Consider the following 14,149-nt stretch of genomic DNA (forward strand, 5'->3'; position numbering starts at 1 on the left):
TTCTAATTATCCAACAGCGTATTTTCACCGGTCAGGGTTATTTTTCCTGAAGTGTAAGAAACATCTTCGGTTGGTTGTCCACCGCCCACAAACACTTCAAAATCGCCGGACTCGATAATGCGTTTATCATCCTTTCCGATTATTGAAAATTGACGTGGATTTAAAGTGAACTCTACCGTTTTTGATTCACCGGCTTTAATAAATACACGCTCGAAGCCTTCGAGTTGGTATTTTGGACGAGGCGTACTTGCGACGTCGTCTTTCAAATACAACTGAACCACTTCTTCGCCATCTGCCTTACCGGTATTTTTAACTTTAACGCTCACTTTAACCGTTTCTCCGTTTTTTGCTGATTTTGGAAGCTCCAATCCCTTATAATCAAAGGAAGTATAACTTAAACCGTAACCAAAAGGATAAAGCGGTTCACCTTCAAAATATTTGTAGGTTCTGCCTTCCATGTCGTAATCCTCAAAAGGAGGCAATTGTTCTACCGATTTGTAATAAGTAACCGGAAGTCTGCCCGCCGGGTTATAATCGCCAAACAAAACATCGGCCACAGCATTACCACCTTCCTGGCCTGGATAACCGGCTGTTACAATGGCATCAAGGTTTTCTTCAGCCCAGTTTACTGCCAGTGCACTTCCATTCAGTAAAACCAGAATTACAGGTTTTCCTGTTGCTGCAACGGCCTTCATCAGTTCGCGTTGTGTTCCAGGAAGCTTTAAATGTGTGCGGTCGCCGCCTTCAAATCCATCCACTTTTATGGGCATTTCTTCGCCTTCAAGCCGTTGAGAAAGACCAAGCACCAAAACAACCGCATCAGCCTGTTTAGCGGCTGCCACAGCTTCTTTTTGCATATTGTCATCAGGCATCGACCATAATAAACGTGCATCGCCATCGCCAAAATTATTCTTGTACTCGTACACCACTTTGTATTTTTTACCGGCCTTCATTTCAACAGCTTTCTCGTGATGAAAAGGATGATGCTCCGATTTGTGACTTAAAATCTCATCGCCATCGAGTGAAATCTTCAGATCAGGCATTCCCCAGCATCCTATTTTGTAGGTTCCTGATACCGGAGGGACAATATAACCGGTCCATTTGATACTGAAATTATCATCATCGAGTTGCTTTGAAGGAGCATGTGATTCCCAGTAAAAATCAACGTTCTCATCTATTCGGGTAAAGGCCGGCTCGCCTTCCAGATCGGCATTGGCAAAATATTCTCCGGTAATTCCCTTTTTGCCGTCTTCAGTTTGTAAGTATTCTGCAGGAATAGCGTGTAAATTGCTTACGCCTTCAGCCAGATGACTACCTTCAGCATATAGAATCTCGGTATTTTCAAGTTTATTCTGGAGGCCTTTTAACACCGTTACAGGATGTTTTGCTATTCCGTTGTAGTTTCCTACCAACGACTCCCAGTTGTCGGCATTAGGCCCAATTACGGCTATCTTTTTAATATCCTTTGACAAGGGCAGAATTTGCTTTTCATTTTTCAACAGAACAATACTCTTCTGAGCAGCTTCCAGTGCCAGTACTGAATTCTCTTTTGATGTATTTACCGCGTAGGGAATTTGTGCATAAGCAACATCTTTATCCGCATCGAACATACCCAGTTTAAACCTAGCCATAAAAAGCCTTTTCACAGCTACATCAATCTCTTCTTCACTAATCAGACCCTGTTTAAACGCTTCCGCCAGTTTTGAATAAGCCACTCCGCAATTCAGGTCGGTTCCGGCTTTTACTGCAGCTGCACTCGCCTCTTCTGCATTGGCCGAGAAATCCTGGAAAGTATAAAAATCGGAAATGGCCCAGCAATCGGAAACCACATAACCATTAAATCCCCACTCATTTCGCAGAATACTGAATAACTCGGGACTGGCGCAACACGGATAACCTTTAAACTGGTTGTAAGCGCCCATGATGGAGTAAACTCCGGCATCTTTGACCAATGTTCTGAAGGCCGGCAGATACGTTTCTCTTAAATCGCGTTCACTAATTAGTGCATTAAATTCATGCCGAAGCGGTTCGGGGCCCGAATGAACGGCATAATGCTTGGCTGTTGCCACAACTTTCAGATATTTAGGATCGTTTCCCTGCAGGCCTTTTACGAATTCCCCACCAAGAACACCTGTCAGGTATGGATCTTCTCCGTAAGTCTCGTGACCACGCCCCCATCTGGGATCGCGGAAAATATTAATGTTTGGCGACCAAAACGTCAGTCCCTGGTACATTCCGCGTTTTCCGCGACGAACAAATTCGTGGTGTTTGGCTCGTGCTTCATCAGAAATTGCATTGGCAACACGGTGCATTAAATCCTGATCCCACGAAGCTGCAATAGTTATCGATTGCGGAAAAACAGTGGCATAACCAGCCCTTGCAACACCGTGCAGGCACTCGTTCCACCAGTTGTATTCCGGTACCTGTAACCGTTCGATAGCCGGTGCTGTATAAACCATCTGGCCTACTTTTTCTTCAAGCGTCATTTGCGAAACCAGGATATCCACCCGTTCATCGAATGGCAAATTCTCATCGAGGAAATCAAAGTTTTCCTGTTGTGCGACACTAATTTTACTAAGAAATAAGAAAGTCAGGAATGTTAAGAATAATCTATTCATTGTTCGTTAATTTAGGCCGTTCTGCTCTGTTCCGGCAAAAATAATGATTTGAAAATGTAATTTTGGAATTTTTAGCGTAATTTAATAAGAAATATACTTGATGTCAGATTTATTTAAACAATACAAAAATCTTCGGGACAAAGTAGATATACAGAGCAATAAACTTGAAAAGCAGCATTCGCAACACATGGCCTGCAAAATGGGTTGCGACCTTTGCTGTATGGATTACAGCATTTTTCCTGTAGAGTTTTACAGCATTAGAGAGGCACTGAACACAAAAGATTTAAAGTTGGATTTGTCATCTGTAAACAAGCCAGGTACGTGTGTATTTTTAAAGAATCACAAATGTACAATTTACGACGAACGCCCCATTATATGCAGAACCCATGGACTGCCACTTCTATTTATGAATGATGAAGATAATTGGGAATTATCGGCTTGCGAACTGAATTTCACCGAGTTCGACTTTTCAGATTTTACAAATGAAAACACCTTTCCGCAGGACAGAATCAACAGCGAACTGTTCATGACCAACAAAACTTTTTTACAAAATTTCGACGAGAAGGAGTTTGGAGAGTTCGACTTGATTCCGATTAAAAATTTGATTGACGAAATTAAATCAGAATAATATGAAACGAGCAATTTTAATCTTATTTGCACTTATCCTTTTTAGCGGGGTATTTGCACAAAACGAAAAACCAATGAATGATAATTCGAATAAATTAGCGGTACTGTGGACCAGCGGAGATCCCAACGTTGCCGAAAAAATGGTTTTTATGTACACTTTGAATGCGAAAAAACAAGGTTGGTTCGACGAAGTGGTATTAATTATCTGGGGACCATCGGCCAAATTATCTGTAGAAAATGAAATGATTGGTGATTATATTAAACGTATGCAGGAGGCCGGTGTAAAAACCGAAGCTTGTATGGCTTGTGCCCGAATGTATGATGTTCAGGAAAAACTCGCCGAAATGGGCGTTGATGTAAAAGGCATGGGAGTTCCTCTTTCGAATTACCTCAAAGAAGGCTGGAAAGTTCTGAGTCTTTAGAATAGCGGACAGCAAAAGAAAAAGCACCCATTCTCATGGATGCTTTTTTATCGTTTCATCAAGCTCTTAATATTCGTCTTCGTTGAAAAAGAAGTCATCTTTACTTGGATAATCCGGCCAAATGTCTTCTATACTTTCATACATTTCGCCTTCATCTTCAATTTCCTGCAAATTTTCGATTACTTCAAGCGGGGCACCCGAACGAATTGCGTAGTCGATAAGTTCATCCTTAGTTGCAGGCCATGGTGCATCTTCTAATTTCGATGCCAGTTCCAGAGTCCAATACATGTGTTAAAAATTTACGTGGTTAAACTCGCGTTTTAAATTGTCGCGAATATAACAAAAAAACAATACGAAAAAACTTTCACGAAATTTTTTTATCAATACTTCCAATGTGTTTCATCAACACCTCTCCGAAAGCCAGTAATACGGGCCAATACAAAGAAAAAATCGGAAAGGCGGTTAATGTATTTTATAAGATCGGGCTGAACCTTTTCTGTTTCTGAAAATTCAACGATACGCCGTTCAGCTCTCCGGCAAACGGTGCGCGCCACATGGTATTGAGCTACAACTATATCACCACCGGGTAAAATGAAATTTTTGAGCTTCGGCAGTTCTTCTTCGAAACGATCAATTGCATCTTCCAATACAGCAATGTCTTCAATTTTAATGGCGAGATCAGCGGTAAAGGCCTCTCCTTTTTCGTCGGATGCCAGGCGCGATCCAATGTTGAAAAGTTTGTTCTGAATATTTAACAGAAGTTCTTTGATATCATCTTCCACTTCATTGGAACGGATTACGCCAACTGCAGCATTCAATTCGTCTACAGTGCCATAGGCTTCCAGCCGCAGATCGTACTTTTTCACCCGGCTGCCACCTACCAGTCCCGTTGTTCCGTCATCACCTGTTTTTGTATAAATCTTTATTTCCTTAGCCATGTTTGCAATATAGTAAAAGATCCCGGTAAAAACTTACCGGGATCGAATCAACATATACTCCAATCTACCCTTCAATAAGTTTAATAGACCGGATTTTCGTTTATCGTGTCTGAATCAATTTCGCCGTCTTTTAATCGTATTATTCGGTGTGCATGCCGGGCAATATCTTCCTCGTGCGTTACCATCAATAAAGTATTTCCTTTGCGATGGATATCAGCAAAAAGCTTCATAATTTCTTCTGAAATTTTTGAATCGAGGTTTCCTGTAGGTTCATCCGCCAGCAATAATGAAGGTTTATTTACAAGTGCCCGGGCAATGGCAACACGCTGGCGCTGACCTCCTGATAATTCGTTTGGCCGGTGTTCCATTCGGTCTTGCAGACCAACATCAACAAGTGTTTCCTCGGCACGCTTCATTCTTTCGTTTTTACGCACCCCGGCATAAACCAAAGGTAACATCACGTTTTCTAAAGCTGTGTTACGTGGTAAAAGGTTAAAAACCTGGAATATAAATCCGATTTCTGAATTTCGTATTTCCGCCAATTCGTTATCCGATAAGCTACTGACATCTTTCCCGTTCAGGACATATTTACCACTGGTAGGCGTATCCAAACATCCAATCACGTTCATCAGGGTTGATTTTCCTGAGCCGGATGCGCCCATAATTGCTACATATTCTCCTCTGTTAATGGTAAGCGAAACAGAACGTAACGCCCGTACTACCTGGGTGCCAACTTTATAATTTTTGACAATGTTTTCAATTTCAATAACTTTCTCTTTCATCGGCTTTGGTTTTTAAATTTTCTGTTTCTGGTGTTTAAAGATACGTTCTGAATTCAAAATTCGTATAAATATATTCTTTCTTTTTTATGTTGATTAAGCATTTCTGCTGTTTTTTTGAACTTTAACCTGTCATTAAGTTTTTTTATCATTTACGGAGAATCAATTAAATCGGGAGATTCAACAAATCACATGCCATAACATTAGATTGAAATGACTAAAAATTTATCTTTGTTTTATGTCGGAGTTTCTCGATCAGGAAATACAATTTTTACCGGGCGTTGGTCCGAAACGTGCCGAGATAATTAAGAAAGAACTAAAGGTTTTTACCTTTAGAGATTTGATCTATTATTATCCTTACAAATACATCGACCGCACAAAATTTTACAAAATAGCCGAAATTCATTCGCAAATGCCATACATTCAGGTTAAAGGCGTTATACGAACGATGGAAACCATTGGCAGCGGCCCAAAACAACGTTTAAGTGCACGTTTCTACGACGATACAGGAAGTATTGAACTGATTTGGTTCAGGGCAATAAAATGGCAGAAAGAAAACCTGAAACTGAACAAGGAATACATTGTATTTGGGAAACCTGCCGAGTTTGGAGGTAAGATAAGCGTTGTTCATCCTGAATTGGAAACCGAAGAGGAAAAACAATTAAAACCAGTGGGATTGTTCCAGGGGTATTACAATACCTCCGAGAACATGAAAAAGAAGTACTTGAATTCGAAGGCCATTAACAAAATGCAATTAACGTTGATCAGCCTGTCCCGGGGAAAGATTAAGGAAACCTTACCAGCGGAACTGGTGGACAGGATGAAACTGATGAGCCTGGAAGAAGCACTTTTCAACATTCATAAACCCGAAAACACCCTGCTATTAAAAAAAGCTACCTTTCGTTTAAAGTTTGAAGAGCTGTTTTTTATTCAGTTAAAAATTCTCGCGTTAAAACATAACCGCGATCAAAAATTCAAAGGTTTCAGGTTCGAAAATGTTGGCTACAACTTTAATACCTTCTTTAACGATTTCCTGCCATTCAACCTTACCGGGGCACAGAAAAAGGTAATCAAAGAGATTAGAAGAGACGTAAACCGAAACACACAAATGAACCGCCTCTTACAAGGCGACGTGGGCAGCGGAAAAACCCTGGTGGCACTAATGACCATGCTGATCGCCATGGATAACGGATTTCAAAGCTGCCTGATGGCCCCGACCGAAATTCTCGCACAACAGCATTTTCAGTCGATTTCGAAGTTTCTGATCGGAATGAATGTAAAAGTTGGATTGTTGACCGGCTCAACAAAAACCAAAGAACGAAAAGAACTGTATACAGCCCTGCAATCGGGCGAAATGTCGATCATTATCGGAACGCACGCTTTAATTGAAGATACGGTAGTATTTAATAACCTGGGATTGGTTGTAATCGACGAGCAACATCGTTTTGGAGTGGCCCAACGTGCAAAACTTTGGCAGAAAAACGACCTGATTCCGCCGCATATTTTGGTGATGACCGCCACTCCTATCCCGCGTACCCTGGCGATGACGGTTTACGGCGACCTTGACGTTTCGGTGATCGATGAACTGCCTCCGGGAAGAAAACCCATCCAAACCATGCATTTTTACGAGAACCGCCGCAAACAGGTGTACAACTTCCTAAAACAACAAATTGAAAAAGGCACCCAGGTTTATGTCGTTTATCCGTTGATCTCAGAATCTGAAAAAATGGACCTCAAAGATCTGGAAGAAGGTTATCGTCATCTGTCGGAAGTATTTCCCGAATACAAACTGAGCATGGTGCATGGTAAAATGAAACCGGCGATTAAAGAGAGTGCCATGCAGCATTTTAAAAATGCCGAAAGCCAAATAATGGTAGCCACCACCGTTATTGAAGTGGGAGTTGATGTGCCAAATGCTGCCGTTATGGTGATTGAAAGTGCAGAACGTTTTGGTTTATCGCAACTGCACCAGCTGCGTGGCCGCGTTGGCCGGGGAGCCGAACAATCGTATTGCATATTGATGTCGTCGTATAAATTGAGCAACGAAAGCCGGAAACGCCTGGAAACGATGGTGCGAACCAATGATGGTTTCGAAATTGCCGAAGTAGACATGAAATTACGTGGCCCCGGCGACCTGGAAGGAACACAACAAAGTGGCATGGGCTTCGATCTGAAAATTGCGAACCTGAGTAAGGATGGTGAAATTCTGCAGTTGGCCCGAAATGTTGCTAACGATATTCTCGATGATGATCCTTACCTGCAAAAGGAACAAAACCAGCTACTGCTTAGAAATTTACTGTCATCGAAAGAAACCGGCTTCGACTGGAGTTCGATCAGCTAGTTCAATCAATGATGATGGTGGTGATGGTGTTCATGAGAATGATCGTTGTTGCTCATATCCAGCAGCACAACTCCTGAATCCTTTAACAAACCAACCGACCACTTAATAATAACGAACGAACTAATTATAGCCACAATCGGATCGACAAAGGCGATATCCCAGGTTTTAGCGGCAAGCAAGCCGACGATTGCAGAAACACTCGTCATGGCATCCGCAATAACGTGCAGATACGCAGCCCGGATATTATGATCGGAATGTTCATGATCGTGATGCAGCAGAAAGGCACTGGCAATATTCACAAGCAGACCGATAACAGCTACTTTAATCGCGTCGGTGTAAACAATTTCAGCCGGAGTGATAAAGCGCTGAACAGCCTGAAACATTATAAACAAAGCAAAAACTAAAAGCAAAAGTCCGCTGCTATAACCTGAAAGCGAAAGAATTTTATTGGAGTCAGCATCGTGATGTTTACTTTTCTCAACCTTTCGAACAAACACATAAGCCAGCCAGCTTAATCCAATAGCCAAAACATGCGATCCCATGTGAATGCCATCGGCTAAAAGTGCCATCGATTTTGTGGTCAATCCAAAAATAATTTCAACAACCATTGTAATCATGGTCAGCATAACCACCCACATTGTTTTTCTTTCGTACTTGTGTTTATCCATAATTTTTAAGGCTTAGAGCTATTTACCTAACAAACCAGGTCACGTTTTGATTATTCTAAATAAGAAATCAGTGAAAGAGAGTAAAACCTTTGAACATAGAATCTATTTAACAAAATCTGATTATCAGGAGATTATCATTTCAAGGTTGCATTTTACAGCAGAAGTTAACCAGAAAAAATAAAGCAGGGTAAATTTCGTTTTCACCCTGCTTCTTTAGCTTACAAGTAGCTTGTTAATACTGACATTATTTATGCGGAGCATGTATCCTACTATGCATTTGTGGGTAATCATCTTTTAAGAACTGGCTTCTTATCGAATCCATTTGCTGAATCATTTTGTCCATATCGAAAAATTCGTCTTTGAAACGATCGTGGAAATAGTTTTTACCAAACAAATCGCGCGGAAGCAAAGAATCGTTCAGCATCGGTTCCATAAAGTTCTGGCCAAAAACCGATGGCATGCGGTCGTTAAAATAGCTTTGAAACGACTGCATCAGACTGTCGACATTAACATTTATAGTGTCGCCATCGACATTTGAATACGACCAGGTGTAAGTGGAATCATAGCGAACAACATTCCCGTTCTCATCAACTTCTTTGTCAACTTTCCAACTCTCTTTTGGTTTGTTTTGAGTGCCCTTTTTATCTTTTTCTACACTTTGAGCATTGCAACCAAATGTAAAAAGAGCAACAACCGTAATAGCAAATAGCAATTTCATTTTTCGTTCCTCCTTTTTTAAAATTAAACACTTTTGTTTGTCGGACACAAAAGGCGCAAAAGCTGTTCCAACACCGGGTTAACAACTCTTAAAAAGTGAACGATTTAGCAAAGTTTAACAGAAGTAATATCCTGTAAGAATGAAGTCTAATTTCGTGAAGTAATTTCAGCAAACAGCTGTTGTAACATTCGGGTGATGGCACCGGGAGCTCCTGTACCAACCATCTGTTCTTCAATCTGAACGACCGGCATAATCTCACTGCCTGTTCCGCATATGAACACTTCATCCATGTGGAATAGTTCAGCTTTAGTGAACAAGCGCTCTTCAAAAGGAATTTGGTGCTGGGCGCAAAGTTCCAGAATGACTTTTCGAGTAATTCCGGGTAAAATTAAGTTCGATAAAGGACGCGTAATTAAAACACCATCTTTAACAGCCATAACACTCGAATGCGTGGCTTCAGTTACAAACCCGTCGCGAACAAGTAAACACTCTCCTGCCCCGTTTTCAACGGCCTCGTTATACAACATGGTGTTCGGGAGCAAGGAAACCGACTTTATGTCGCAGCGCTGCCAGCGAATATCTTCGCGCAAAATTGTTTTTATGCCATTCTGAAGTTTATCTGTAGCTGAAGGCAGCAGAAATGCAAAAGCATAAAATGTAGCTTCAATATTTTTCGGGAAATGATGTACCCGCTGATGAGCTCCACGAGTAATTTGCCAGTAAACACCGGCTTCTTCCGATTGCAGATTGTTTTTTTCGAGCAATTCCAAAGAAATACGCTCCAACTGGTCTGTTTCTGTGAACTGAATACCTGTTTCTCTGAGGCTTCTAATTAACCGCTCCAGGTGATCGGCCATGCGGAATGCCTTGCCTTTATAGAACTTAGTCACTTCGTAAACACCGTCGGCAAAAATAAATCCACGGTCGTTAGGCGACAAACAAGCTTCGTTTTCGGCAATAAAGCTGCCGTTCAAATAAACAATCTTACTCATTTCAATACAATCGGATAGTTTTTCGAAAATAGTTTAAGTGCCTAAAAAAGAAAAGGGATCCGCAACCGGATCCCTTATATCTCATTTATTTTGTTTCAACGTCAATGGCTACCGGGCCTTTTTCACCGTCTTTTACATTGAATTCGACTGTTTGGCCTGCTTCAAGTGAAAAAACATCGTCCTTCACTCCTGTACGATGCACAAAGTAATCTTTGTTATCATCACCCTGGATGAAACCAAATCCTTTAACGCTATCGTACCATTTTACGGTACCTTTCATTTTTAGTAACGAGGTCTGCGTTGGAAGCCACCACCGCCACCACGACGGTCACCGCCACGATCACCACCACGGAAGTTATTTTCGCGAGGTTTTGATTCGTTAACTTTGATGTTTCTTCCGCCAACTTCAGCGTTGTTCAATTCTTTGATGGCGTTGTTAGCGCTGTCATCATCTTCCATTTCAACAAAACCGAAACCTTTGCTTCTTCCGGTCATTTTGTCTGAAATGATTTTTGCTGATGCTACTTCACCATACTCTTCAAAAATTTCTTTCAAATCTTCTTCACCCAAATTGAAGGGTAAATTACCAATGTAAATGTTCATTTTATACTGTTTAAAAAAATTAATAATTGTCTCTACATTGAGAACCAACAGCAAACCATTCAAAATGGATTACTCCAAGTGTTACTTAAATACAGTATAAAATATTATATCAGGATTGAAATAACGTCGGGAATGCACTAGAAAGATGAACTGTCCGGTTTACAAAAAATCAATAAATAAAGACCAACTTGCTAATTACCAGACAACTAAAGCAAAAATTTCTCCGTAAATCCAAAAATTAACAACTCAAAGGTAATTGATTCTTTGTAATCACAAATTTTTTTATGAAAATTTATCTCATAACGCTGATTTACAGCAGGTATTTTTAATCAGCAATCAGATCGCGTATAACCACACTTGCAATATGGCAACCAAACAACGGAGGCATGTACGAAATGGTTCCGACAGTTGATTTTTTGTTGCGGCCTTCTTCTATCCTGACTGCTTTTTCATCTATTTCCTCGGAAGAGAAAACCACCTTTACTCCTTTCTTCAAACCCAGGCGGGATAGGCGTTTTCGCATCATACGTGCCAGTTTGCAGTTGTGCGATTTTGAGATATCTGCCGACTGTATTTTTGAAGGATCCATTTTGCCGCCGGCTCCCATCGAACTTACAACATTCAATCCCAGCTGCTTTGCATGAAATACCAAAAACACCTTGGGTGATAATGTATCAATCGCATCAATAACATAATCAAAAGGCTGGCTATTTAACAATTCCAGGGTTTTTTCGTCGCGGATATAATCATTAACAACTGTCAGCTCAATTTTGGGATTGATGTCTTTGAAACGTGCTGCTAAAATTTCGGCTTTGGGCAAGCCGGTAGTACTGATCAGTGCTGGTAACTGCCGATTGCGGTTACTGGCTTCCACCACATCACCGTCAACAATTGTCATTTTTCCAATTCCTGCCCTGCACAACTGTTCTGCGGCGTAAGCGCCTACTCCACCCAGTCCGACAACCAGTACATTCATGGTGCTAAGTTTTTCAAGTTTTTCCTTCCCCAGCAACAATTCACTTCTTTCCAACCAATTCATAAAAATCAATTTAGCGAACAATAATCAAACACGATCGATCAAAGTTCGTTCAACACGATTAAAATTTTTCCACACTGCCACTTTCAATTCATCTTCTGTAATTCCCTTTATTTTTGCTGCCTGACGGTATATAACACTAACATCTTCTTCCATTTCATCGGTCTCAAAAAAGATCTTTTCAAGGGGAAGTTCTTTGAATGTTTCAATGACTTTGGCCTTGTCATTAAATAATAAATGACCAAACGAAAACATGAAACCGTGGGGCAGAAATTGTTCGGTTAATTGCAGTCCACCGGTATATCCGTGAAAGATCCATGGCATTGATGGTTGCATCTTTTTTCGAAGTTCGAACACTTCGTTATAGGCTTTTACACAGTGAATCAACAAGGGATACTGATATTCTTCGGCCATGAAAGCCTGGGCTTTAAACACACGCTGTTGTTCTGCGAAGTCCTTTTCGATAGCTTTATCCAATCCGGCTTCGCCCACAAAAATCACGTGATCGAATTCCAGCGCCTCTTCTACTAAACGCAAGGCCTCATTATTCTCCTGCTCGGAAGTAATGTGCCAGGGATGAAGCCCAACTGAATAGAAATTCCTGCCTGAAAAAGGCGCAAAACCGTCGCCCGGAAATATGTTTTGAACCGTTACCGTTTCCTGCTCGTAACGCGTGGAGTGTGTATGAATATCGATATATGGTAGCGGTCTCACTTTATGCTTATTTCAACATTTCCAGAATTTTGGCAACCACATTGTTGGCACCATCGGCAATCTGACTAATTGTTGCATCCAGCATGTAACAAGGCGTTGTAATTACCTTGTATTTTTCGTCAACAACAATTTCGCCGTGTGTAGTTTTAACATGCTTTGCACCCAGCGTTTCGATGGCATCAGCAGTCCCCTGATCCTGGCCAATCGTTACCTGAACATCGCCCAATACTTTTGCAATAAGTGCGGGAGAAATGCACAGTGCTCCAACCGGTTTTTCGGCAGTAACAGTAGCGCGTATGGCATCTTCCACCTCTTTGTTTACGGTGCAATCCGGCCCGTCGAATGCGAAAGTGCACAGGTTTTTAGCGGCACCAAATCCTCCAGGAAATACAATGGCATCGTAATCTGCGGGTGAATATTCAGATAATGCTTTAATATTTCCACGTGCAATACGTGCAGCCTCAACCAAAACATTGCGTTTCTCATTCATTTCTTCTCCGTTGAGGTGATTTACCACATGTGCCTGTTCCATATCCGGTGCAAAACACTGGTATTCGGCACCCTGCTGGGCAATAGCCAACATTGTTAAAGTAGCTTCATGAATTTCTGCTCCATCGTAAACACCGCATCCCGCAAGTACAACTGCAATTTTCTTCATCGAAAATGATTTTTATTTTCTACCAAAAATACGGCTAAATAGCGAGATATTGAAATGTTAAACACAGGCATTCCCGAGCCTTTTTGACCTAATTAGCTGATCTCTTCCAGGTTATAAGGAGTTTCCTGGTAGACGTAATAATTCAACCAGTTGGAGAAAAATAAATTCGCTGTGGATTGCCAACTCATTATAGGTTTTTGCCTTGGATCGTTATCCGGATAATAATTCACCGGAATCGTTATCGGTAATTTCTTTTTAAGATCACGTTGATACTCACCATCCAGGGTATGTCGCGAATACTCTGCATGCCCGGTAATAAATAACTGGCGTCCGTTTTTGGCTTTTAAGATGGTTACTCCTGCCTCATCCGACGTAGAAATAATCTGCAAATCGTCAACTTTTTCAATGTCCGACGCTCTTACCTCGGTATGACGGGAATGCGGCACAAAAAATACATCGTCGAATCCCCGGAATATCGGAAGATTTTCGTCGACATGGGTGTGTTTAAACACTCCGAATTTCTTTTCCGACAAAGGATATTTCGGTACACCGTAATAATGATACAATCCGGCCTGAGCCGCCCAGCAAATAAATAAGGTTGATGTTACATGGTGCTCGGCCCAATCGAGAATCTGTTTCATTTCATCCCAGTATGTCACTTCCTCAAAAGGCAACTGTTCAACCGGTGCACCGGTAATAATCATGCCATCGTATTTCTGATTTTTTAATTCATCAAAATTCCGGTAAAAAGCACTCATGTGCGACGAAGGCGTATTCTTGGGCGTATGCCCTTTAATCTTCATGAAATCGATCTGAATTTGCAAAGGAGAATTCGACAACAGTCGTAAAAGATCTGTTTCAGTAGTGATCTTCAACGGCATCAGATTAAGGATAATGATTTTTAAGGGACGGATATCCTGGTGCGAGGCACGCGACTCATCCATCACAAAAATATTCTCTTCCTGAAGAATTTTAATCGCCGGTAATTTATCCGGAATATTTAATGGCATAACTTTTTTAGTATTGAGATTTCTG

The 14,149-nt window shown here is 41.2% G+C and carries 16 protein-coding genes; 3 read left to right on the forward strand and 13 right to left on the reverse strand.

Going from position 1 to position 14,149, the window contains the following annotated elements; translation table 11 throughout:
* Positions 1-2 precede the first annotated feature (2 nt).
* Entirely contained in the window at positions 3-2,618 is a 2,616-nt protein-coding gene (locus tag HFD85_RS08725; protein WP_167607841.1) for a glycoside hydrolase family 3 C-terminal domain-containing protein, read from the reverse strand.
* Positions 2,619-2,718: 100 nt separating this feature from the next.
* Here HFD85_RS08725 and HFD85_RS08730 point away from each other — a divergent pair, with 100 nt between their 5' ends.
* Together HFD85_RS08730 and HFD85_RS08735 are read left to right on the forward strand one after the other, a co-directional pair.
* Entirely contained in the window at positions 2,719-3,246 is a 528-nt protein-coding gene (locus HFD85_RS08730; RefSeq protein WP_167607844.1) for a YkgJ family cysteine cluster protein, read from the forward strand.
* A gap of 1 nt (position 3,247) precedes the next feature.
* Positions 3,248-3,667 carry a DsrE family protein gene (locus tag HFD85_RS08735; RefSeq protein WP_240925023.1) on the forward strand — a complete coding sequence of 140 codons (420 nt, stop codon included), beginning with the start codon at positions 3,248-3,250 and terminating at the stop codon, positions 3,665-3,667.
* A 66-nt stretch (positions 3,668-3,733) separates the two neighbouring features.
* Here the strand turns inward: HFD85_RS08735 and HFD85_RS08740 are convergent, their stop codons facing one another.
* The 3 genes from HFD85_RS08740 to HFD85_RS08750 form a co-directional block, all read right to left on the reverse strand.
* A complete protein-coding gene (locus tag HFD85_RS08740; RefSeq protein WP_038562297.1) occupies positions 3,734-3,955 on the reverse strand; it encodes a DUF2795 domain-containing protein in 222 nt (73 codons plus the stop codon).
* Between the two features lie 92 nt (positions 3,956-4,047).
* On the reverse strand, positions 4,048-4,605 hold the full coding sequence (locus tag HFD85_RS08745; RefSeq protein WP_167607847.1) for a cob(I)yrinic acid a,c-diamide adenosyltransferase: 558 nt from the start codon (positions 4,603-4,605) through the stop codon (positions 4,048-4,050).
* An 80-nt stretch (positions 4,606-4,685) separates the two neighbouring features.
* Positions 4,686-5,387 carry an ABC transporter ATP-binding protein gene (locus HFD85_RS08750; protein WP_167607850.1) on the reverse strand — a complete coding sequence of 234 codons (702 nt, stop codon included), beginning with the start codon at positions 5,385-5,387 and terminating at the stop codon, positions 4,686-4,688.
* A 235-nt stretch (positions 5,388-5,622) separates the two neighbouring features.
* Here HFD85_RS08750 and recG point away from each other — a divergent pair, with 235 nt between their 5' ends.
* Positions 5,623-7,725, forward strand: coding sequence for an ATP-dependent DNA helicase RecG (recG, locus tag HFD85_RS08755; RefSeq protein ID WP_167607853.1), 2,103 nt, complete (start codon positions 5,623-5,625; stop codon positions 7,723-7,725).
* A 5-nt stretch (positions 7,726-7,730) separates the two neighbouring features.
* Here the strand turns inward: recG and HFD85_RS08760 are convergent, their stop codons facing one another.
* The 9 genes from HFD85_RS08760 to metA form a co-directional block, all read right to left on the reverse strand.
* Positions 7,731-8,393: a cation diffusion facilitator family transporter gene (locus tag HFD85_RS08760; protein WP_167607855.1), complete on the reverse strand. Its 663-nt coding sequence runs from the start codon at positions 8,391-8,393 to the stop codon at positions 7,731-7,733.
* A gap of 244 nt (positions 8,394-8,637) precedes the next feature.
* The gene (locus HFD85_RS08765; RefSeq protein ID WP_167607858.1) at positions 8,638-9,111 is read right to left on the reverse strand and encodes a hypothetical protein; all 474 of its coding nucleotides are present in this window, start codon (positions 9,109-9,111) and stop codon (positions 8,638-8,640) included.
* Positions 9,112-9,257: 146 nt separating this feature from the next.
* Entirely contained in the window at positions 9,258-10,103 is an 846-nt protein-coding gene (dat, locus tag HFD85_RS08770) for a D-amino-acid transaminase (RefSeq protein WP_167607861.1), read from the reverse strand.
* 85 nt (positions 10,104-10,188) lie between these two features.
* Positions 10,189-10,383, reverse strand: coding sequence for a cold-shock protein (locus HFD85_RS08775; RefSeq protein ID WP_167607864.1), 195 nt, complete (start codon positions 10,381-10,383; stop codon positions 10,189-10,191).
* Between the two features lie 2 nt (positions 10,384-10,385).
* A complete protein-coding gene (locus HFD85_RS08780) occupies positions 10,386-10,706 on the reverse strand; it encodes an RNA recognition motif domain-containing protein (RefSeq protein WP_167607867.1) in 321 nt (106 codons plus the stop codon).
* 325 nt (positions 10,707-11,031) lie between these two features.
* A complete protein-coding gene (locus HFD85_RS08785; RefSeq protein ID WP_206081917.1) occupies positions 11,032-11,745 on the reverse strand; it encodes a tRNA threonylcarbamoyladenosine dehydratase in 714 nt (237 codons plus the stop codon).
* Positions 11,746-11,769: 24 nt separating this feature from the next.
* Positions 11,770-12,456: a TatD family hydrolase gene (locus HFD85_RS08790; RefSeq protein WP_167607870.1), complete on the reverse strand. Its 687-nt coding sequence runs from the start codon at positions 12,454-12,456 to the stop codon at positions 11,770-11,772.
* A 7-nt stretch (positions 12,457-12,463) separates the two neighbouring features.
* Positions 12,464-13,114, reverse strand: coding sequence for an isoprenoid biosynthesis glyoxalase ElbB (elbB, locus tag HFD85_RS08795; RefSeq protein ID WP_167607873.1), 651 nt, complete (start codon positions 13,112-13,114; stop codon positions 12,464-12,466).
* A gap of 92 nt (positions 13,115-13,206) precedes the next feature.
* Positions 13,207-14,124 (reverse strand): homoserine O-acetyltransferase MetA, encoded by a 918-nt coding sequence (gene metA / locus HFD85_RS08800; protein ID WP_167607876.1) that lies wholly within the window; start codon positions 14,122-14,124, stop codon positions 13,207-13,209.
* Between the last annotated feature and the right edge of the window lie 25 nt (positions 14,125-14,149).

Origin of the sequence: Maribellus sediminis, assembly GCF_011799805.1 — a bacterium.
GTDB lineage: Bacteria > Bacteroidota > Bacteroidia > Bacteroidales > Prolixibacteraceae > Draconibacterium > Draconibacterium sediminis_A.